Origin of the sequence: Streptomyces sp. NBC_00193, from assembly GCF_026342735.1 — a bacterium.
Lineage (GTDB): Bacteria > Actinomycetota > Actinomycetes > Streptomycetales > Streptomycetaceae > Streptomyces > Streptomyces stoeckheimensis.
The window spans coordinates 2544315-2563738 of record NZ_JAPEMM010000001.1 but is presented as its reverse complement, the minus strand read 5'-3'; the positions used below and the strand labels follow the sequence as shown (position 1 = coordinate 2563738).

19 protein-coding genes and 1 pseudogene are annotated in these 19424 nt (G+C 70.7%); 13 read left to right on the top strand and 7 right to left on the bottom strand.

Features of this window, described 5'->3' with window-relative positions:
* Window positions 1-17 precede the first annotated feature (17 nt).
* The 3 genes from kdpB to kdpF are packed head-to-tail and all read right to left on the bottom strand — an operon-like array spanning window position 18 to window position 3885.
* Window positions 18-2129, bottom strand: coding sequence for a potassium-transporting ATPase subunit KdpB (gene kdpB, locus OG898_RS11185; RefSeq protein WP_266956532.1), 2112 nt, complete (start codon window positions 2127-2129; stop codon window positions 18-20).
* On the bottom strand, window positions 2126-3790 hold the full coding sequence (kdpA, locus tag OG898_RS11180) for a potassium-transporting ATPase subunit KdpA (protein ID WP_250750133.1): 1665 nt from the start codon (window positions 3788-3790) through the stop codon (window positions 2126-2128). The genes kdpB and kdpA overlap by 4 nt, the downstream gene beginning before the upstream one ends.
* Window positions 3791-3795: 5 nt before the next feature.
* Window positions 3796-3885, bottom strand: coding sequence for a K(+)-transporting ATPase subunit F (gene kdpF, locus OG898_RS11175; protein ID WP_243330869.1), 90 nt, complete (start codon window positions 3883-3885; stop codon window positions 3796-3798).
* Window positions 3886-4195: 310 nt separating this feature from the next.
* Between kdpF and OG898_RS11170 the strand changes: the two genes are divergently transcribed.
* The 3 genes from OG898_RS11170 to pucL all read left to right on the top strand — a co-directional run bounded on the left by OG898_RS11170 (window position 4196) and on the right by pucL (window position 7575).
* Window positions 4196-4948: an SDR family NAD(P)-dependent oxidoreductase gene (locus OG898_RS11170; protein ID WP_250750131.1), complete on the top strand. Its 753-nt coding sequence runs from the start codon at window positions 4196-4198 to the stop codon at window positions 4946-4948.
* A gap of 74 nt (window positions 4949-5022) precedes the next feature.
* A complete protein-coding gene (locus tag OG898_RS11165; protein WP_250750130.1) occupies window positions 5023-6402 on the top strand; it encodes an aspartate aminotransferase family protein in 1380 nt (459 codons plus the stop codon).
* A 255-nt stretch (window positions 6403-6657) separates the two neighbouring features.
* Window positions 6658-7575, top strand: coding sequence for a factor-independent urate hydroxylase (pucL, locus tag OG898_RS11160; protein ID WP_243330865.1), 918 nt, complete (start codon window positions 6658-6660; stop codon window positions 7573-7575).
* A gap of 68 nt (window positions 7576-7643) precedes the next feature.
* Here pucL and OG898_RS11155 read toward each other — a convergent pair whose 3' ends face one another.
* Window positions 7644-8102, bottom strand: a complete 459-nt coding sequence (locus OG898_RS11155; protein WP_250750129.1) for a histidine phosphatase family protein — start codon at window positions 8100-8102, stop codon at window positions 7644-7646.
* A 121-nt stretch (window positions 8103-8223) separates the two neighbouring features.
* Here OG898_RS11155 and OG898_RS11150 point away from each other — a divergent pair, with 121 nt between their 5' ends.
* The 6 genes and pseudogenes from OG898_RS11150 to OG898_RS11125 all read left to right on the top strand — a co-directional run.
* Entirely contained in the window at window positions 8224-9510 is a 1287-nt protein-coding gene (locus OG898_RS11150) for a phytase (protein ID WP_266956528.1), read from the top strand.
* Window positions 9511-9761: 251 nt separating this feature from the next.
* Window positions 9762-9980, top strand: coding sequence for a CbtB-domain containing protein (locus OG898_RS11145; protein WP_250750126.1), 219 nt, complete (start codon window positions 9762-9764; stop codon window positions 9978-9980).
* A 30-nt stretch (window positions 9981-10010) separates the two neighbouring features.
* Window positions 10011-10763 (top strand): CbtA family protein, encoded by a 753-nt coding sequence (locus OG898_RS11140; protein ID WP_250750125.1) that lies wholly within the window; start codon window positions 10011-10013, stop codon window positions 10761-10763.
* 40 nt (window positions 10764-10803) lie between these two features.
* Entirely contained in the window at window positions 10804-11148 is a 345-nt protein-coding gene (locus OG898_RS11135) for a hypothetical protein (protein WP_250750124.1), read from the top strand.
* A 243-nt stretch (window positions 11149-11391) separates the two neighbouring features.
* Entirely contained in the window at window positions 11392-13032 is a 1641-nt protein-coding gene (locus OG898_RS11130) for a transposase (protein WP_266956525.1), read from the top strand.
* Window positions 13033-13037: 5 nt separating this feature from the next.
* Window positions 13038-13433, top strand: a pseudogene (locus OG898_RS11125) (alpha/beta hydrolase); the annotation flags it as partial.
* Here the strand turns inward: OG898_RS11125 and OG898_RS11120 are convergent.
* On the bottom strand, window positions 13387-14025 hold the full coding sequence (locus tag OG898_RS11120; protein ID WP_266956523.1) for a TetR/AcrR family transcriptional regulator: 639 nt from the start codon (window positions 14023-14025) through the stop codon (window positions 13387-13389). The pseudogene OG898_RS11125 and the gene OG898_RS11120 sit on opposite strands and share 47 nt — an antisense overlap.
* Before the next feature lie 131 nt (window positions 14026-14156).
* Here OG898_RS11120 and OG898_RS11115 point away from each other — a divergent pair, with 131 nt between their 5' ends.
* Window positions 14157-15098, top strand: a complete 942-nt coding sequence (locus OG898_RS11115) for an alpha/beta fold hydrolase (protein ID WP_266956521.1) — start codon at window positions 14157-14159, stop codon at window positions 15096-15098.
* Window positions 15099-15137: 39 nt separating this feature from the next.
* Here OG898_RS11115 and OG898_RS11110 read toward each other — a convergent pair whose 3' ends face one another.
* Window positions 15138-16124 carry a GlxA family transcriptional regulator gene (locus OG898_RS11110; RefSeq protein ID WP_266960188.1) on the bottom strand — a complete coding sequence of 329 codons (987 nt, stop codon included), beginning with the start codon at window positions 16122-16124 and terminating at the stop codon, window positions 15138-15140.
* A 162-nt stretch (window positions 16125-16286) separates the two neighbouring features.
* Here OG898_RS11110 and OG898_RS11105 point away from each other — a divergent pair, with 162 nt between their 5' ends.
* A complete protein-coding gene (locus OG898_RS11105) occupies window positions 16287-16913 on the top strand; it encodes a TetR/AcrR family transcriptional regulator (RefSeq protein ID WP_250750119.1) in 627 nt (208 codons plus the stop codon).
* 83 nt (window positions 16914-16996) lie between these two features.
* Complete coding sequence (locus OG898_RS11100) at window positions 16997-17374, top strand: hypothetical protein (protein ID WP_266956519.1); 378 nt, start codon at window positions 16997-16999, stop codon at window positions 17372-17374.
* 6 nt (window positions 17375-17380) lie between these two features.
* Here the strand turns inward: OG898_RS11100 and OG898_RS11095 are convergent, their stop codons facing one another.
* Window positions 17381-18220 (bottom strand): alpha/beta fold hydrolase, encoded by an 840-nt coding sequence (locus OG898_RS11095; RefSeq protein ID WP_266956517.1) that lies wholly within the window; start codon window positions 18218-18220, stop codon window positions 17381-17383.
* A gap of 231 nt (window positions 18221-18451) precedes the next feature.
* Here OG898_RS11095 and OG898_RS11090 point away from each other — a divergent pair, with 231 nt between their 5' ends.
* Window positions 18452-19312, top strand: coding sequence for a helix-turn-helix transcriptional regulator (locus OG898_RS11090; protein ID WP_266956515.1), 861 nt, complete (start codon window positions 18452-18454; stop codon window positions 19310-19312).
* Window positions 19313-19424: the final 112 nt, after the last annotated feature.

The following is a 19424-nucleotide window of genomic DNA, read 5'->3' as shown; positions in this document are numbered from 1 at the left end:
TCAGCACTTCCTGATTTTCAGCGCAGGCCGGGGATGAGGGAGACGACCATGTCGATGAGCTTGATGCCGATGAACGGGGCGACCAGGCCGCCGAGTCCGTAGACGGTGAGGTTGCGCCGGAGCATCTTGTCGGCGCTGGTGGGCCGGTACTGGACGCCCTTCAGGGCGAGCGGGACCAGGGCGATGATGACCAGCGCGTTGAAGATGACGGCGGAGAGGATCGCCGAGTCGGGGGAGTGCAGGCCCATGACGTTGAGCTTGTCGAGGCCCGGGTAGACCGCCGCGAACATGGCCGGGATGATCGCGAAGTACTTGGCGACGTCGTTGGCGATGGAGAAGGTGGTCAGCGCGCCCCGGGTGATCAGCAACTGCTTGCCGATCTCGACGATTTCGATGAGCTTGGTGGGGTTGGAGTCCAGGTCCACCATGTTCCCGGCCTCCTTGGCGGCCGAGGTGCCCGTGTTCATCGCGACGCCGACGTCGGCCTGAGCCAGGGCCGGGGCGTCGTTCGTGCCGTCGCCCGTCATGGCGACGAGCTTTCCGCCGGCCTGTTCGCGCTTGATGAGGGCCATCTTGTCCTCGGGCGTCGCTTCCGCCAGGAAGTCGTCCACGCCCGCCTCTTCGGCGATGGCCTTGGCGGTCAGCGGGTTGTCGCCGGTGATCATGATGGTCTTGATGCCCATGCGCCGCAGCTCGTCGAAGCGTTCGCGCATGCCCTCCTTGACCACGTCCTTGAGGTGGATGACACCGAGGACCCGGGCGCCCTTCTCGTCCTCCAGCGCGACGAGCAGCGGGGTGCCGCCGGCGCCGGAGATCTCGTCCACCTTCGCCCGCGCGTCCGGGGCGACCGTACCGCCCTGTTCGCCGACCCAGGCGATGATCGAGCCGGCCGCGCCCTTGCGGACCTTGCGGCCGTCGACGTCGACGCCCGACATGCGGGTCTGGGCGGTGAAGGGGATCCATTCGGCGCCCACCAGTTCGCCCTGGTGGCGTTCGCGCAGGCCGTACTTCTCCTTCGCGAGGACCACGATCGAGCGGCCCTCGGGGGTCTCGTCGGCCAGCGAGGAGAGCTGGGCGGCATCGGCCAGTTCGGCGGCGATGGCGCCGGTGACGGGGACGAACTCGGAGGCCTGGCGGTTGCCGAGGGTGATGGTGCCGGTCTTGTCGAGCAGCAGCGTGGAGACGTCGCCGGCGGCCTCCACCGCACGGCCGCTCATCGCGAGGACGTTGCGCTGCACGAGCCGGTCCATGCCCGCGATGCCGATGGCGGAGAGCAGGGCGCCGATGGTGGTCGGTATGAGGCAGACCAGCAGCGCGGTCAGCACGATCATCGACTGCTTGGCGTGCGCGTACATCGCGAACGGCTGGAGGGTGACGACGGCGAGCAGGAAGACGATGGTCAGCGAGGCGAGCAGGATGTTGAGCGCGATCTCGTTCGGCGTCTTCTGCCGGGCCGCGCCCTCGACCAGGTTGATCATGCGGTCGATGAAGGTCTCGCCGGGCTTCGTCGTGATCTTGATGACGATCCGGTCGGAGAGCACCTTGGTGCCGCCCGTCACGGCGGAGCGGTCGCCGCCCGACTCGCGGATGACCGGGGCCGATTCGCCGGTGATGGCGGATTCGTCGACCGAGGCGACGCCTTCGACCACGTCGCCGTCGCCGGGGATGATGTCGCCGGCCTCGCAGACCACGAGGTCGCCGATACGCAGGTCCGTGCCCGGGACCTGTTCCTCGACGGCGCCGTTCAGGCGGCGGGCGACGGTGTCGGTCTTGGCCTTGCGCAGGGTGTCGGCCTGGGCCTTGCCGCGGCCTTCCGCCACCGCCTCGGCGAGGTTGGCGAAGATCGTGGTCAGCCACAGCCAGGCGGTGATCGCCCAGCCGAAGAGGTTGCCCGGGTCGGAGATCGCCAGTGCGGTGGTCAGTACGGAGCCGATCAGCACCACGAACATGACCGGCGACTTGACCATCACCCGGGGGTCGAGCTTGCGCACCGCGTCCGGGAAGGACTTCAGCAGCTGCTTCGGGTCGAAGATGCCGCCGCCGACCTTGGGCTTCTCGGGCTTGTGACCGCTGGGCAGGTCCCCGTGCGGGGCTCGGGTGGGGGTGACGGTGGGGGTGGCGGTGCTCATGAGGCGAGCCCTTCGGCGAGCGGGCCCAACGCCAGGGCCGGGAAGTAGGTGAGGCCCGTGACGATGACGATCGTGCCGACGAGCAGGAAGGTGAACAGCGGCTTCTCGGTGCGCAGGGTGCCCGCGGTGGCCGGGACCGGCTGCTGTTCGGCGAGCGAGCCGGCCAGGGCCAGGACGAAGACCATCGGCAGGAAGCGGCCGAGCAGCATGGCCAGACCGGTGGTCGTGTTGAACCACTGGGTGTTGGCGTTCAGCCCGGCGAAGGCGGAGCCGTTGTTGTTGCCGGCCGAGGTGTAGGCGTAGAGGACCTCGGAGAAGCCGTGCGCGCCGCCGTTGGACATCGAGTGTCCGGGGGTGGGCAGGGCCATCGCGAGGGCGGTGAAGCCGAGCACCACGGCCGGGGTGATGAGGATGTAGCAGGCGGCGAACTTGATCTGGCGGGTGCCGATCTTCTTGCCCAGGTACTCGGGGGTGCGGCCGACCATCAGGCCGGCGATGAACACCGCGATGATCGCCATGATCAGCATGCCGTAGAGGCCGGAGCCGACGCCGCCGGGTGCGATCTCGCCGAGCTGCATGCCCAGCAGCTGGATCCCGCCGCCGAGGCCGGTGTAGGAGGAGTGGAAGGAGTTGACCGCGCCGGTGGAGGTCAGCGTCGTGGCGACCGAGAAGATCGCGGAGGCGCCGATCCCGAAGCGGGCCTCCTTGCCCTCCATCGCACCGCCCGCGGCCTGGAGGGCCGGGCCGTGGTGGCCGAATTCCGTCCACATCATCAGGGCGGTGAAGCCGAGCCAGATGGTGACCATCGTGGCGAGGATCGCGTAGCCCTGGCGGACCGAGCCGATCATCCGGCCGAAGGTGCGGGTGAGCGCGAAGGGGACGAGCAGGATCAGGAAGATCTCGAAGAGGTTCGAGAAGGGGGTGGGGTTCTCGAAGGGGTGGGCGGAGTTGGCGTTGAAGTAGCCGCCGCCGTTGGTGCCCAGCTCCTTGATGGCCTCCTGCGAGGCGACCGCCCCGCCGTTCCACTGCTGCTTCGCTCCCAGGAACTGTCCGACCTCGTGGATGCCGGAGAAGTTCTGGATGACCCCGCAGGCCACCAGCACGACCGCGGCGATCGCCGCCAGCGGGAGCAGGATGCGGACGGTGCCGCGCACCAGGTCCGACCAGAAGTTGCCGAGCTCGCCGGTGCGGGAGCGCGCGAAGCCCCGTACGAGGGCCACCGCGACGGCCATGCCCACGGCGGCGGAGAGGAAGTTCTGCACGGCCAGGCCGCCGGTCTGCACGAGCGGGCCCATGGCCTGTTCACCGGCGTACGACTGCCAGTTCGTGTTCGACACGAAGGAGGCGGCCGTGTTGAAGGCCTGGTCCGGCTTGATGGAGACGAAGCCGAGGGAGCCGGGCAGGTGGCCCTGCAGGCGCTGGAGCAGGTAGAGGAAGAGGACGCTGACCGCCGAGAAGGCGAGGACCGAGCGCAGGTACGCCGGCCAGCGCATCTCGGCGTTCGGATTGGCGCCGACCGCCTTGTAGATCCACTTCTCGGGGGCGTAGTGCTTCTTCGAGGAGTAGACGCGGGCCATGTAGTCGCCCAGGGGGCGATAGGCGAGGGCCAGGGCCGCGACGAGCGCGAGCAGCTGGAGCACCCCGGCGAGGACGGGACTCATCGGCGCTAGAACCTCTCCGGGAAGACGAGGGCGACGACGAGGTAACCCAGCAGGGCGACGGCGACCAGCAGACCGATGACGTTTTCGGCGTTCACAGCTTGGCCACCCCCTTGGCGACGAGGACCACCAGCGCGAAGACCGCGATCGTGGTGACGACGAAGGCCAGATCGGCCATCGTGAGCTCCCGGGTTGGAGGGCTTTTTTCGGACACCTCCGAGTGGAACGCCTTTTCGGGTCCGCACAGGCTTCCTTGACGGGGCCCATACGTCCGTTGGCGCCGCCTTGACGGGTCTCTAACGCCGGTAGGTCAAATTCCGGATAATGGAAACTCTTTTCCGTCATCCGGTATCGCGTTATGCTCCGGCCGTCCGTACGCGGAAGCGAACCCCTGCCGGGAGGAATGCCATGTCCGAGAGTCGTGTCGCCCTGATCACCGGTTCCTCCTCCGGCATCGGCGCCGGCATCGCCCGCAGGCTGGCCGCGGCCGGCATCCGCGTGGTGCTGAACTCGGCGCGCAGCGAGGACGCGGGCAAGGCGCTCGCCGCCGAACTGCCCGACGCGGTCTACGTGCGCGGCGACGTCGCGGACGCCGACGACGCGCGGCGGATCGTCCGGACGGCGATCGACACGTACGGACGGCTCGACATCCTGGTCAACAACGCGGGCACCACCCGGTTCGTCCCCCTGGACGACCTGGAGGCGGCCGACGCCGCGGCCTGGCGCGAGATCTTCGAGGTCAACGTCGTCGGCACCTGGCAGATGATCACCGCCGCCGCCCCCCACCTGCGGGAATCCGGTGCGAACGGCACCCCGGGCTCGATCGTCAACATCTCCTCGGTCTCCGCGACCCGCGCGCTCGGCAGCTCGATCCCCTACGCCGTCAGCAAGGCCGCGGTCAACCACATGACCCGGCTGCTGGCCTCCCAGCTCGGACCCGCCGTCCGGGTGAACGCGATCGCACCCGGCCTGATCGACACCCCCTGGTACGAGGGCGAGGACCAGGTCTGGGAGAGCTCGCGGGAGTGGATCACGCAGAACACCCCGCTGCGCCGCGTGGGCACCCCCGAGGACGTGGCCGAGGCCGCCCTCTACCTGGTCGACGCCGCCTACACGACCGGCGACGTGCTCACCGTCGACGGCGGCCGGCACGTCGTCTGACGCGCCCGACCCGCCCCCGCCCGCTCCCGGCCATCCCCACCGGATTCCACATCGTGGACAACTACCCTCGGAATATGAACGCAGAAGCCGACGCACGCGACGCCGCCGCACTGGCCGCCTCCACCAAGGCCACGGTGAAGGACAACGACCGCAGTCACGTCTTCCACTCCTGGTCGGCCCAAGAGCTCATCGACCCGCTCGCCGTGGCCGGCGCCGAGGGTTCCTACTTCTGGGACTACGACGGCAACCGCTTCCTCGACTTCTCCAGCGCCCTCGTCTACACGAACATCGGCTACCAGCACCCCAAGGTGGCCGCGGCCATCGCCGAGCAGGCCGGCAAGCTCTGCACCGTCGCGCCCGGCTTCGCCGTCGACGTGCGCTCCGAGGCCGCCCGGCTGATCGCCGAGCGCACCCCGGGCGACCTCGACAAGATCTTCTTCACCAACGCGGGCGCCGAGGCCGTGGAGAACGCCGTCCGCATGGCCCGGGTGCACACCGGCCGCCCCAAGGTGCTGTCCGCGTACCGCTCGTACCACGGGGCCACCTCCACCGCGATCAACCTCACCGGGGACGCGCGCCGCTTCGGCAACGACACCGCCACCGCGGGCGTCGTGCACTTCTGGGGCCCCTTCGCCTACCGCTCGCCCTTCTACGCGGCCACCCCCGCCGAGGAGTGCGAGCGCGCGCTGCGCCACCTTGAGGACACCATCGTCTTCGAGGGCCCGCAGTCCATCGCCGCGATCATCCTGGAGACCGTCGGCGGCGCCCCCGGCGTCCTCGTGCACCCCGACGGCTACCTGGCCGGGGTCCGCGCGCTCTGCGACCGCTTCGGCATCGTCTTCATCCTCGACGAGATCATGGTCGGCTTCGGCCGCACGGGTAAGTGGTTCGCCTCCGAGCACTGGGACGTCACCCCCGACCTCATCTGCTTCGCCAAGGGCGTGACCAGCGGATACATCCCCCTCGGCGGGGTCGCCATCTCGGCCGCCATCGCCGAGACCTTCGCCCGCCGGCCCTACCCGGGCGGGCTGACGTACTCCGGGCACGTGCTGGCCTGCGCCGCCGCCGTCGCGACGATCAACGTCATGGAGGAGGAGGGCATCGTCGAGCAGTCCGCCCGCACCGGCGCCGAGCTGCTCGGGCCGGGCCTCGCCGCCCTCGCCGAACGCCACCCGTCCGTCGGGGAGGTGCGGGGTCTGGGCACGTTCTGGGCCCTGGAGCTCGTACGGAACAAGGAGACGCGCGAGCCGCTGGTCCCGTACAACGCCGCCGGGGCCGACAACGCGCCGATGGCCGAGTTCGGGGCGGCCCTGAAGAAGGCCGGCCTGTGGCCGCTGCTCGCCGGGAACCGCATCCACGTCGCGCCGCCCTGCAACGTGTCGGCCGAGGACGTGGCCAAGGGGCTGCGGATCATCGACGAGGCCCTGATGGTGGCCGATGCGCACACCGTCTGACCTGCGCCGCTCATAAGGTCGCCCAAGCCGTGGGTGCCTGTTCTCGGAGGATCCGCTCCATTACGAACGGCATGTGAACGTGCTGGAATCAACAGGCACCTACGGACCGGGATGCACGTCAGTCCCGGGGCGGTCCACGCGGGGAATCGGCGTGACCGAACGGCGGGGGGCGGGCTGCGCGTCCGCCGGACGCCGGGCGTACGGGATCCAGACAACCGGACTCCGTGTTCCCGAGTACCCGAAGGAAGACAGCGCATGAGCAAGCACATCCTCGCCCAGAACCAGTACGGCAAGGCCGAGAACCGCATCGTCAAGGTCACCCGCAAGGGCAGCGACGGTTCCTGGCACGAGATCCGCGACCTCAACGTCTCCGTCGCGCTCCGCGGTGAGTTCCGCGATGTCCACCTCACCGGTGACAACGCCAACTGCCTGCCCACCGACACCACCAAGAACACGGTGTACGCCTTCTCCAAGGAGCACGGCGTCGCCTCCCCCGAGGCCTTCGGCATCCTGCTCGCCAAGCACTTCGTCTCCTCCCAGGCCCCGATCCGCGAGGCGCAGATCCGCGTCGAGGAGTACGCCTGGGAGCGGATCCCGGTCCCGACGCGCAAGGAGCAGCACTCCTTCGCCCTCAAGGGCACCGAGGTGCGCACTGCGCAGATCACGTACAGCGAGACCACCGGTCTCCAGGTGATCTCGGGTCTGAAGGACCTGACCGTGATGAACTCGACCAACTCCGAGTTCCACGGCTTCATCAAGGACAAGTACACGACGCTGCAGGAGGCGTACGACCGCATCCTGGCGACCAAGGTCACCGCGCGCTGGGCGCACTCGGCGCTCGCCGCCGACGACGCCGAGTACGACTGGGACCAGTCGTACAAGAAGGTCCGCAAGAACATGCTGGAAGCCTTCGCGGAGACCTACTCGTACTCCCTGCAGCAGACCCTGAACCAGATGGCCGAGCGCGTGCTCGACAACTGCCCCAAGGTCAACGAGGTCCGCCTCAACCTCCCCAACAAGCACCACTTCCTCGTCGACCTGGAGCCCTTCGGCCTCAAGAACGACAACGAGGTCTACTTCGCGGCCGACCGCATGTACGGCCTCATCGAAGGCACCGTGCACCGCGACGGCGTGCAGCCGGTGATCGCGACGAGCGACTGGATCGTGGCCTGACGCCCGCTCCGCACCCACGGTAGTTCGGCCCGGACCGCGTCGCGGGGTCCGGGCCGTTCCGCGTTCTCCTAGGACTCCTCGGGCTGCCCCACGAGCAGGTTCCAGCGCCCGGAGCGGCCCGTCAGCGTCGTCACCGACCCCGGCCGTACGTCGAGCCGCCAGAAGGCCGCCGCCGGCAGCTCCAGGGCCCCCACCACGGCCGCCCGTACGACGCCCTGCCCGGCCACCACCGCCCGGTGCGTCCCCGGCTCCAGCGCGCCCAGGTGCGCGCCGACCCGCGCGATCAGCGCCTCCACCGACTCCCCGCCGCCCGGGGGCGCGTACGAGGTGTCGGTCATCCACCGCCGCAGCCCCTCGGGGTCCTCCCCGGCCACCTCGTCCATGCTCCGCCCGGCCCAGGCGCCGTGGTCCTGCCCACGCAGCCCTTCGTGGCCGGGGCACGGATCCGCGTACGGGAAGCGGTGGTGGCGCCCCGCCTCGTCCAGAGGCGCGATCACGAGGCGGACTCGTACGGTGGTGGGGTGCACCGTCCGATGGTGCCGGGGTTTCGCACCGCGTTCAACCATCGGCCACCTGCCGGGCGCGGACATGACAAGCGGCCCGGCGAGCGTCTTCCCCTCAGGGCAAAACCCTTGCAAAGGAAGAACATTGACCATACGTCCGGCCGCCCGCGCCTCCGTACTCGTGCTCTGCACGGCACTTGCCGCATCCGTCGCGCTCCCGGCGCACGCCTCCTCGATCAGCAGCATCCGGCCCCGGGCCGAGACCGCGCCGCTGTACGACGACGAGGCCGGCGGCGACGCCAACGCGGACGACCCGTCGATCTGGCGCAACGCCGCCGACCCGGGCCGCAGCCTGGTGATCGCCACCGCCAAGCAGGGCGGTCTGCGGGTCTACGACCTGGAGGCCCGGCAGGTGCAGTCGCTGCCCGCCCCGGCCGGACCGGGCGCCGACGACGCACCCGGCCGCTTCAACAACGTCGACCTGGTCAACGGCCTGCGCCTGGGCGGCGGGCGCGCCGACGTCGCGGTGGTCAGCGACCGGGGCAACGACCGCCTGCGGATCTACCGGATCGACCGGAACCGGCCCGGCGGCCCCCTCACCGACGTCACCGACCCGGCGGCGCGCCCGGTCTTCTCCGCCGACCAGGCCGAGATCAACGAGCAGAAGACCGCGTACGGCCTGGCCACCTGGACGGACCGCAGGACCGGCCGGTCCTATGCGGTGGTCAGCCAGCGCAACCGCACCCGGATCGCCCTGCTGGAGCTGGTCGCCACCCCCGCGGGCACGGTCGACTACCGCCAGGTCCGCACGCTCGACCTGCCGTCCTCCTTCCGCCTGCCGAACGGCGGCTCCTGGACGCCCTGCGCCGAGCCGGGCGAGCTGCCGCAGGTCGAGGGCATGGTCGTCGATCCCGCGGACGGCACCCTGTACGCGGGGCAGGAGGACGTCGGGATCTGGCGCATCGACGCGGGCCTCACCGGCACGCCGAAGCTGATCGACAAGGTGCGCGAGTACGCAGTGCCCGGCACCTACGACGAGGAGACCGAGGAGTGCACGCCCGGCGCCGACCCCGGCTACGGCGGCAAGCGCCTGAAGGCCGACGTGGAGGGTCTGACCCTGGTCACCGAAGCCGGCGGCGACGGCTACCTGCTCGCCTCCAGCCAGGGTGACGACACCTTCGTCGCCTACGACCGCGAGCGCGAGGACCACAACGAGTTCGAGGGCGCCTTCCGCGTCACCGCGGCCTCCGCGGCCCTCGACGGCTCCGAGGTCTGCGACGGCGCCGCCGCCCTCAACGCCCCTCTCGGTACGCGCTACCCCCGCGGCCTGCTCGTCGTCCAGGACGGCCGGGAGACCCCCGGCGACGGCGACCGCGAGGCGACCGGCTTCAAGTTCGTCGACCTGGGCCAGGTGCTCGACGCCATCGACTGATGCCATCGACTGATGCCATCGGTCGGCGGGACGACGGGTGAGACGGAGCCCTCCTGCAAGGACGCTGTAAGGCCGCGATAAAGAGCGGTACCGTAGCGGACGACAAGACGACGGTATGACGGAAGTCCGGTTGAGAATCCGGCACGGTCGCGCCACTGTGAATCCTCCCGGAGGGGGAGGAAAGTCAGACCCGCCACCGTCGTCGAAAGCACCACTGACCGGGACGCGTGTTCCCTCTGGAGGCTCCTGCCATGGCCAACTCCGCCGTGCCCACGACTGCCGCCCCCCTGGCCGTCGCACCCATCTCCCTCACCGCTCTGGCCCCTTGGGCGCTGTTCGCCGGTGTCCTGATGCTGGTCCTGCTCTACCTCGTCGGCGCCGAGCAGGGCGCCACCGCGATCTTCGAAGGCGACACCGTGCACGAGTGGATGCACGACGGCCGCCACCTCCTCGGCTTCCCCTGCCACTGATCCACCGATCCGCAAGGGACCGATAACTCCATGAACCCCATTTCCCCCCGCGTGCTCCTCATCAGGGGCATGCTCGCCGGCCTGCTCGCCGGAGTCGCCGCGTTCCTCGTGGCGTACTTCCTCGGTGAGTCCCAGGTCGACGCGGCGATCGCCATCGAGGAAGCCGGAGCCCACGACCACGGCGGCGGCGAGGCCGCCCCGGTCAGCCGGGCCCTCCAGGCCACGGCCGGGCTGGGCACCGGAACCCTCCTCTACGGGATCGCGCTCGGCGGCATCGCCGCGCTCGTCTACTGCTTCGCCCTGGGCCGGATCGGCCGCTTCGGCCCCCGGGCCACGGCGCTGCTGGTGTCCGGCGGTCTGTTCGTCACCGTCACCCTGGTGCCGTTCTTCAAGTACCCCGCCAACCCGCCGGCCGTCGGAGACCCCGAGACCACGGTGCAGCGGACCACGCTCTACGTCCTGATGCTCGCGCTCGGCCTGCTGCTCGCGGCGGCCGCGCTGATCCTGGGCCGGCGCCTCGCGCCGAGCCTGGGCAACTGGAACGCCTCGGTCGCCGCCTCGCTCGCCTTCGTGGTGGCCGTCGGCATCGCCTACGCGTTCCTGCCCGGCGTCAACGAGGTGCCGGCGGACTTCCCGGCGGCGCTCGTCTGGCAGTTCCGACTCGCCTCGCTCGCCATCCAGGCAGCGATGTGGGGCACTTTCGGCCTGGCTTTCGGATTTCTTGCCGAACGGGCTCTTGTCCCCGCCGGAACTCCCAAGGAGGCTGTACAGCCTGCGAGTTGACGTCTTGCGTGCAAGTGACTGAAAGGCTGGTGACGGCGCGGTGACGACGGCGATCCGAGAGCTCGGGGACCACCGAAGACCCAAAGGCCGCCGTGAGGGGCCGCGCCGCCCGTACCTTCCGCACCTGCCGAACCGGCAGCAGTGGCGGGACGTGCGGGAGTGGCGGGGCTGGACGGGCGCCGCCCCGTTCTGGCTCAACGCGGTGATCCTGCTGCTGACGCCCTTCACCGCCGTCACCCTGCTCGCGCAGATCGGCATCATCGCGGGCCTGACCGCCATCGGCGGCCTGGCCCGCCACCTCTGGTCGGGTGACTACGGCCATGCGGCCATCCACTCCGCCGCCGTGCTGATGGGTGCGGCGGCGGTGACGGTCGTGGTGGTCTGACCGGGGGTAGGGAACTGCTGGCTCCTTGGTCCACTCTTGTGAGTGATGGTCCATTTGGGTGAGTGTCGTTACGGTCGTCAATATGGATCTCAAGGAGTCGGCGAGGGCACGGGGTGTACGTCCCCAAGGTGCGTATCGCTGGTTCCGTAACGGCAGTTGGCTGACAGGCTTCTGCGTCGGCTTGCACGGACAGTGCTCCGCGAAGTTGCGGGCGTGGATGGCTCTGTCCGTGGGTGGTCGGTGATGGCTGATCCGGTCAAGGAGTTGCGTGCGATCGCTCCTTCGTTTGTGGTGCTCGGTCCATCCGGTGTGGCGGTACGCGACCGCCTGAAGAATCTGAGCGGCGAGGACGAGAGGGTTCTCCGGCTCGTCGGCGCGTATCAGGGCGCTCTGGCTTCCCGCGATCTCAAGCAGCGGTGCGCGGACGGTCCGGACCATTCCACCGAGACGTGGGCGGCCCGTAAGCGGGGGCTGACGGGGGAGTCGTCGTCGCGGATCGCTGGGACGATCACCAAGGCCAGCCACGATCAGTGGGCGCTCGCCCGGCGTTGTCAGGCCGCGCATATCCAGAACCTGGACGCAGGCGTCAAGACGCTGAGGCGCCGTCTCGCCCTGCCGATCGGGGAGAAGGGCAGTAAACGTGCTGCGGGCGGCTACCGCTCCAAGAGCGAGTGGTTCAACAAGTCCCGCCGTCTCGTCGTCTTGGAGGCCCGTCGTGAAGCCGCTCTCGCCGACTGGCGGGCTGGTCGGGTCCGGGTGGTGAGGGGCGGGAAGCGACTGGCGAACACCCGCCACCACCTGGCCGAGGCCCAGCTCACCGAGGAGGAGTGGCGGGCCCGCTGGGAAGCCGAACGCTGGTTCCTGGCCGCTGATGGCGAGTCCGGGAAACGGTTCGGGAACGAGACGATCCGCATCACCCCCGACGGCGGGATCAGCATCAAACTCCCGGCCCCGCTCGCCCACCTGGCCAACAGCAAGCACGGACGGTACGTCCTGGCCTGCCGGATCGCGTTCGCGCACCGGGGCGCGGAATGGGCCGACCGCATCGAAGCGAATCGGGCCGTGGCCTACCGCATCCACCTGGACGTCAGACGAGGCCGCTGGTATCTGACCGCCTCCTGGCAGCACCCCGTCATCCAGACCGTGCCGCTCGCCACCGCGCGCGCGAACGGCATGGTCGGTGTCGATGCGAATGCCGGCCACTTCGCCGCCTACCGGCTCGACCCGCACGGCAACCCCGTCGGCGAGCCGCACCGCTTCCCTTACGACCTGTCCGGAACCGCTGATCACCGCGATGCGCAGATCCGGCACGCCATCACCAGGCTGCTGAACTGGGCGAAAAGTGTCGGCGTCAAGGCCATCGCGATTGAGGACCTCGACTTCGCTACCGAGAAGACCCGGGAGAAGCACGGCCGCAGAAAACGGTTCCGGCGGCTCATCTCCGGCTTTCCTGCCGGCAAGCTCAAAGCCCGACTCGCCTCGATGGCCGACGAACACGGCCTCGCCATCGTCGCGGTCGATCCCGCCTACACCTCCAAGTGGGGAGGCCAGTACTGGCAAAAGCCGCTGGTCACCCCGCGCCGAAAGATGTCCCGTCACGATGCCGCCGGTATCGCGATCGGGCGACGCGCCCTTGGACACCCAGTCCGGCGTCGGACGGCACCGCCCCCACACGACCAGAGTGATCGTGCGGGGCATCGGACCGCCCAGGCTGGACCAGGCACCCGCAGGCGTGACGGAACCCGCCCACCCACCACGGACCGGCTCCATGGAGAGCAGGCGCCGAGCGGGAAGAGAAAGCGGGGACCCAGTGCATCCAAAACCGTTCGGGATGCGCCCAGTACGCACCAGTGGGTCCAAGACTCACTCCTGCACACTGGCTAGGAACGGTCATCTGCAACGACGTGGCCTGGCCCAAGAACGTCTCCGGGTACGAGCGGGCGGTGGCCGCGGACCGCGCCGCGCACCCCCTGACGGCCGGGATGCCGGCGAACATCACCCCGTGCGCCTTCTGGAAGGACGCCCCCGCCGAACGCCCCACCCGCATCACCGACCGGGGGCCCTCGAACATCCTGATGGTGCAGAACCTCCGCGACCCGTCGACCCCGTACGCCGCCTCCCTGGAGATGCGCGAGGCCCTCGGCTCGCGCGCCCGGCTGCTCACCGTCGACCACGGCGGCCACGGGGTCTACCTCGGCAACGGCAACGCCTGCTCCGACCGCACGGTCACCGCGTACCTCACGACGGGGGAGCGTCCCGCGCAGGACTCGGTGTGCCCGTCCTGAAGATCCGGTCCAGGTGGTGGCGCAGCACCGCGACGGCCGAGTCGGGGCCCCGCTGGCCGACCAGGATGCTGGTGCCCATGGTCGCCGCCATGGCGAGCAGGCTGATCGCCTCCGTGCGCGCGTCGACGTCCGGGTCGGCCAGGCCGGATTCCTGGGCCTGGGTGATCAGCCCGGTCACCGCGTTCTCGGCGGCGTCGGGGTTGTCGATGAAGGGCTGGGCCGCGAGGGCCTCGTCGGTCACGGACAGGATCGAGTAGGAGCTGTAGAGGAGGTGGAAGGTGCGGCTCTCCTCGTCGGTCGGCAGGGAGGCCAGCAGCAGTGCCTCGATCGTCGCGCGCGGGCCGGGGGCGGGGCCGGCGGCGGCGAGGCGGGCGCCGACCCGCGCGGTGAAGCGGTCGGTCAGGTGCTGGAGCCCGTAGAAGAGCAGCTTCTCCTTGGTCTGGAAGTAGTACTGGACCAGGCGCAGGGAGACCCCCGCCTCGGCCGCCACGTCGCGCATGCCGACAGCGTGCAGCCCGCGGCGTCCGGCGACGCGGATGAGTGCCTCGGCGATCTGGGTGCGCCGTTCCTCGTGGTCCACGCGTTTCGGCATGTTCTGGTGTCTCCGCCCGTCGGTGCCCGTGGGTGCTGAGCCCGCGGCTCGTTTTCATGGTACCGCCGTATCAACATCATGGTACGGTCGTATCACGAAGAACGGATCCCCGGTCCTCCAGGAGGTGCCCCGTGCCCGACGACAAGCCCCGTGTGCGCCGCGACATCGGCCACTACGTGAGCGACGAGCTGCGCGACCGCTACTTCGCCGCCTGCGACGCGCTCTACGCGATGGGAGCTCCCATCCGCTCCGAGACCGACGTGGAGACCAGCTTCGGGACCACGCACGTCTACCGGTACGGCCCCACGGACCCGGCGGCGGAGTCCCGGACGCCCATCGTCCTGATCCACGGCTCGGGCGGCTGCTCGGCCCAGTGGTACCCCAACACCGTCGCCCTCAGCGCCGACCGGCCCGTCTACGCCCTCGACACCCCCGGCGACCCGGGCCGCAGCGTCCAGTGCGAGGTGATGTGGCAGCCCGAGCGCGCGGCCCAGTGGATGGACGAGGCCCTCGACGCGCTCGGCCTGGACCACGTCCACCTGGTCGGGTCCTCCTACGGCGGCTGGCTGGTCATCAACCAGGTGCACCTGCGCCCCGGCCGACTCGCCTCGGTCACCGCCCTGGACCCGGGCGGCCTGGAGAAGGTGGGGCTGCGCTTCTTCGTGTGGATCTTCGCCAGCCTCTTCGCGACCTTCGCCCCCAAGGCGCTGCGCCCGACCCTGGCCAAGTGGCTGGAGCAACCGGTCCTGGTCGTCCCGGAACTGCGGAGGTGGATCCAGGCGGGCGTCCGCGCCTTCCGGATCAAGCGCCCCGCCCCGCTGCCGCTGTCGGACGCGGAACTGGGCTCGATCCGGACGCCGTTCTACCTGATCATGGGCAAGCGGAGCCTGCTCGTGCACCCCGAGCGCCAGCTGGAGCGGGTGCCGCGGCTGATCCCCGGAGCCCGCGCCGAGATCGTCTCCGCGACCGGGCACGGCCCGCAGCTCGACCACCCCGAACTGGTCAACGCCCGGATGCTCAGCTTCTTCGAGGACGTCGACTCCCTCGACCCGGCCGCGCACAGGGCCGCGTAGCCGAGCCGGAGTCGCCGGGGGAACCGGGGTCGCCGCCGCTCAGGCCGCCCGGAAGCGGAGCCGGTACTCCGTCGGCGTGGTGTCGAGCGTGCGGCGGAAGGCCCGTACGAGGGTGTCGGCCGTGCCGAACCCGCAGGCGGAGGCGATCCGTTCGAGCGTGGCATCGGTGGCTTCGAGCTGGCCCCGCGCCAGCTCCACGCGGGCCGACTCGACGTAGGCGGCCGGGGTCGTGCCCAGCTCGGACTTGAAGATCCGGGCCAACTGCCGCTCGCTGACGTGCGCGTACGCGGCGATGTCGGCCAGGCTGAGCCGGTCGCCGAGGTGCCGCCCGATGAAGTGCCGCAGGTCCTCGCCGCGCCGCGTCGCGGAGACGGGCTCCAGGGGGACGCTGAACTGGCTCTGCCCGCTCGGCCGCTTCAGGTACATCACGAGCTGCCGGGCCACGCGCAGGGCGACGCCCTCGCCGAAGTCCTCGGCCACCAGGGCGAGCGAGAGGTCCAGGCAGGCGCTGATCCCGGCGCCGGTCCACACCTCGCCCTCCCGGATGAAGATCGGGTCGGCGTCCACCTCGACCTCCGGGTGGTCGGCGGCCAGCTGCTGCGCGGTGGACCAGTGGGTGGTGGCCCGCTTGCCGTCGAGCAGCCCGGCCGCGGCCAGCAGATGGGCCCCCACGCAGACGGACGCGACCCGGCGCGTGCGCGCGGCGAGCGTCCGCACCCGGTCGACGACCTCCGGGTCGGTGAGGGCGCGGACCCGGCGCTCGGCGTCCAGCTCGACCGCGCCGGGCACCAGGAGCGTGTCGATGCTCCGGGTGGCTGCCTCGTCGAAGGTCAGGTCGGGCAGGATCCGCACCCCGGCCGAGGTGGTGACGGGGTCGAGCGTCCGCGCGGCCAGGACGACCCGGTACCCGGCGGCGTCCTCCGTCTCCCGCGGGACCAGGGAGAACACCTCCGGCGGTCCGGTGACGTCCAGCAGGTCGACGCCCTCGAAGAGCACGATCACGATCAGCCGGGCGACGGGCCCCAGGGGTGCGCGATCCGCGGAATCGAGGTCCAGCCGGTGTCCATGGGTCTCCATCACGTCTCCGTCGGTGCTTCTCGGCAGGCGCTCACGAGCAGGTGTGTGCAACGCTAACACGGATCGTAAGCGATGCTTACGCATGATGTTAGCGCTGCTACCATCGACGCCATGTCAACGGCCCGAGAACGCATTCTGGAAGCCACCGCGGAGCTGCTCGCGGACAAGGACGCGGCGGCGATCTCCACCCGGGCCATCTGCGACCGGGCCAAGGTCGGCATGCCCGAGATCTACCGCCAGTTCGGTGACAAGGAGGGGCTGCTCACCGCGGTGGCCGACCTCGGCTTCGAGCGCTTCCTCGCCAACAAGAGGCGCAATCCGCAGACCGGCGACCCGGTGGCGGACCTGCGCGCGGCCTGGGACAGCCACGTCGCGTTCGCCCTCGGCAACCCCCACCTCTACCGGCTGATGTTCACGCCGGCCGGTACGGCCAAGCCGCAGGCGATCGCGGAGGCGCAGGCCCTGCTCCTGACGGCGGTGGGGCGGTGCCGCGACGCCGGCCGGCTGCGGACGACCCCGGCGCTGGCCGGACAGTCGATCCTCTCGGCGAACGTGGGCGTCTGCCTGATGGCCCTGTCCTTCCCCGAGCTGTACGGGGGCCCCGACATCTCGGTGTCCGTCCGTGACGCGGTGATCGGAAAGGTCACCGGCGACGAGCGGGAGGACACCAGGATCGGCGCCGCGACCGTCCTCGCCCAGGCCCTGGTCGACACCCTCACCGGAGCGGCGCCGGCGTAGGGCCTTGTGGCCCTGCCGACGGTCGGCGATGATCTGGGCTTTCCATCGGTCGGGGGGCGTTGTCAGTGAGCGGTTGGGTCTTTTTGGTCGCGTTGGTCGCGCTGGTGGTGTTCTGCGTCTCGCTCGGGATCTACCTCCACGCGAGCCCGCTGCTGAAGCGGGGCATCCGGCACTCCGCGGTCTGCGTCAACGTGGGCCAGGTCGCGCACGGTTCGATGATCCTGCTGGAGTACACCCCGGTGGGCTCTCCCGCACGCCAGTACACCGTGGGCCCGTTCGTCTTCCCGCCGGTGCAGGTCGGGGGCCGGATGGACGTGATCTACGACCCCAAGCGCCCGCAGACGGTGACCCTGCCGGACCGGCTGCCCCGCGGCACCCGTGGGGCGGCCGTCACCAGCGCCGTGTCCGGCGCCGTGCTCGCGGCCTGCGTGCTGCGGATCGTGCTGGCCGTACAGGGCTGAGCGGCGCTACGCCCGGCCCCCGCGGATGAAGCCGTCGACCAGCTCGACGAACTCGTCCTCCTTCTCGAAGAAGGCGACGTGCCCGGCCTCGATCTCGGCGTACGAGCTGTGCGCGATCGCGGCGTGCAGCGCGCGGCTGTTCTCCACCGGGACGGTGATGTCCAGGGTGGCGCCGATGACGAGGGTCTCCGCCTCGATGAGCGGCAGCAGCGCGCGGATGTCGATGCGGCTGTCGAGGTCTACATGGCGCAGGGTGCCGGGGGTGGGGGGCAGGTTCGGGATCAGGAGCTCGACCTGTTCGCGGCCGATCGTGTTGAGGAAGCCCCGGCTGAAGCCGGTCATGGTCACGGCGCGGCCGAAGGCGGCCGGGTCGGAGGCGCCGAGCTGCTGCCACAGGGTGAAGATGTTGCGCAGGTACTCGTCGCCCTCGGTGTGAGCCCAGCCGGAGACCAGGATCAGCCGGCGCACGAGGTCGGGGCGCAGCGCGGCGACGGCGGCGGAGACCGGCGCGCCCATGGAGAAGCCGAGCAGGTCCACCGGCCCGGTGCCCGCGTCCTCGATGACGGCGATGACCTGCGCGGCCAGCCCCTCCACGGTCAGCGGGCCGCCGTCGTCCCGGGTGCGTTCGGTGCCGGAGAGGTCGGGGGTGATCACCGTGTGGCCGGCGGTGAAACGGGGCCGGGTCCGCCCCCAGTTGACGGCGGAGCCGCTCGAACCGGTGCCGTGCACGAGGACGAGTGCGGGGCCCGTACCGGTGCGCTCGTAGAAGACCTCGGCGTCGGCGACGCGCACGGTGGCGCTCACGACGGCGGCGGCGTCGACGGGGGCGGTGAGGGTCGTGGACATGGCTGTTGCTCCTCTTGGTGGTGGTGGCCGCCGGGGGCGTTTCCCCTCCGGCTCGACCAACAGTGCCGTCGGGCCCCCGGGGGCGGGAGAGACCCCGTGAACCTGGGACCGGCGATCCCTGGATACGGCGGCCCGGAGGCCCGGTGGCCCGGTGGCCCGGAGGCCCGGCAGCCCGGCGGCCCCGTCCACGAGGTGATCACCGCGTAGGCCGCGCCGGGGGCGTCCGGCAGGATGATCGACATGACGATCGACCGCCGTGAGCTCGCCGATTTCCTCCGCCGTTCGCGCGAGCGGGTGCGCCCGCAGGACGCGGGCCTCCCCGCCGGGCCCCGGCGGCGCACGCCGGGGCTGCGGCGCGAGGAAGTGGCCCAGCTCGCGGGCATGTCGGCCGACTACTACATCCGGCTGGAGCAGGCCCGCGGCCCCCAGCCCTCACCGCAGATGCTGTCCGCCCTCGCCCGCGCCCTGCGCCTCGGCGACGACGCGCGCGACCACCTCCACCTGCTCGCCGGGCACCGCCCGCCCGCGGCGCGGGTCGCCGGCGGCCGGGTCGGTGCGGGACTGCTGCACCTGCTGGACCAGTTGCCCGGCATTCCGGCGCAGGTCCTCAGCGACCTGGGCGACGTACTGGCCCAGAACGAGATGGCCCGCACCCTCCTGGGCGGCGTGTGCACGGTGTCCGAGCACGGCCGCAACGTGGTCTGGCGCTGGTTCGCCGACCCGGCCGCGCGGGACGCGTACCCGGCCGAGGAGCACGAGCAGTACAGCCGCCTCCACGTGGCGGACCTGCGGGCGGCCGTCGGCCGGCGCTCCTCGGACCCGGCCGCCACCCGTCTGGTGGAGCGCCTGCACGAGGCCAGCGCGGAGTTCACCGCCCTGTGGGAGCTGCACGAGGTCGCCGTCCGCCGCCACAGCCGCATGCGGGTGATCCACCCGGTCGTCGGCCCCGTGGACCTCGACTGCCAGGTGCTCCTCGCCCCGGAGGGCGACCAGCGCCTCCTGCTCCTGACGCCCCCGCCCGGCACGGACTCGGCCGACCGGCTGAGCCTCCTGCGGGTCGTCGGCACGGAACAGTTCACGCAGCCCGGCTGACGCACCGTCCGGGTAAACCATCTCTCCCCATAAAACATCCCAAAGTGCACCCGTCGGGTCCGGTGTTGAGATGAGGCGATGTACGGCGTCGACCCCCGCAGAATGGAGCGAG

Bases quoted from the DNA above. Each gene is read 5' to 3' on its own strand.
- pucL (WP_243330865.1), top strand. From the start codon at position 6,658: ATGAGCAAGCACATCCTCGCCCAGAACCAGTACGGCAAGGCCGAGAAC.
- OG898_RS11145 (WP_250750126.1), top strand. From the start codon at position 9,762: ATGGCCAACTCCGCCGTGCCCACGACTGCCGCCCCCCTGGCCGTCGCA.
- kdpB (WP_266956532.1), bottom strand. From the start codon at position 2,129: ATGAGCACCGCCACCCCCACCGTCACCCCCACCCGAGCCCCGCACGGG.
- OG898_RS11140 (WP_250750125.1), top strand. From the start codon at position 10,011: ATGAACCCCATTTCCCCCCGCGTGCTCCTCATCAGGGGCATGCTCGCC.
- OG898_RS11105 (WP_250750119.1), top strand. From the start codon at position 16,287: ATGTCAACGGCCCGAGAACGCATTCTGGAAGCCACCGCGGAGCTGCTC.
- OG898_RS11165 (WP_250750130.1), top strand. From the start codon at position 5,023: ATGAACGCAGAAGCCGACGCACGCGACGCCGCCGCACTGGCCGCCTCC.
- OG898_RS11120 (WP_266956523.1), bottom strand. From the start codon at position 14,025: ATGCCGAAACGCGTGGACCACGAGGAACGGCGCACCCAGATCGCCGAG.
- OG898_RS11095 (WP_266956517.1), bottom strand. From the start codon at position 18,220: ATGTCCACGACCCTCACCGCCCCCGTCGACGCCGCCGCCGTCGTGAGC.
- kdpA (WP_250750133.1), bottom strand. From the start codon at position 3,790: ATGAGTCCCGTCCTCGCCGGGGTGCTCCAGCTGCTCGCGCTCGTCGCG.
- OG898_RS11170 (WP_250750131.1), top strand. From the start codon at position 4,196: ATGTCCGAGAGTCGTGTCGCCCTGATCACCGGTTCCTCCTCCGGCATC.
- OG898_RS11090 (WP_266956515.1), top strand. From the start codon at position 18,452: ATGATCGACATGACGATCGACCGCCGTGAGCTCGCCGATTTCCTCCGC.
- OG898_RS11130 (WP_266956525.1), top strand. From the start codon at position 11,392: ATGGCTGATCCGGTCAAGGAGTTGCGTGCGATCGCTCCTTCGTTTGTG.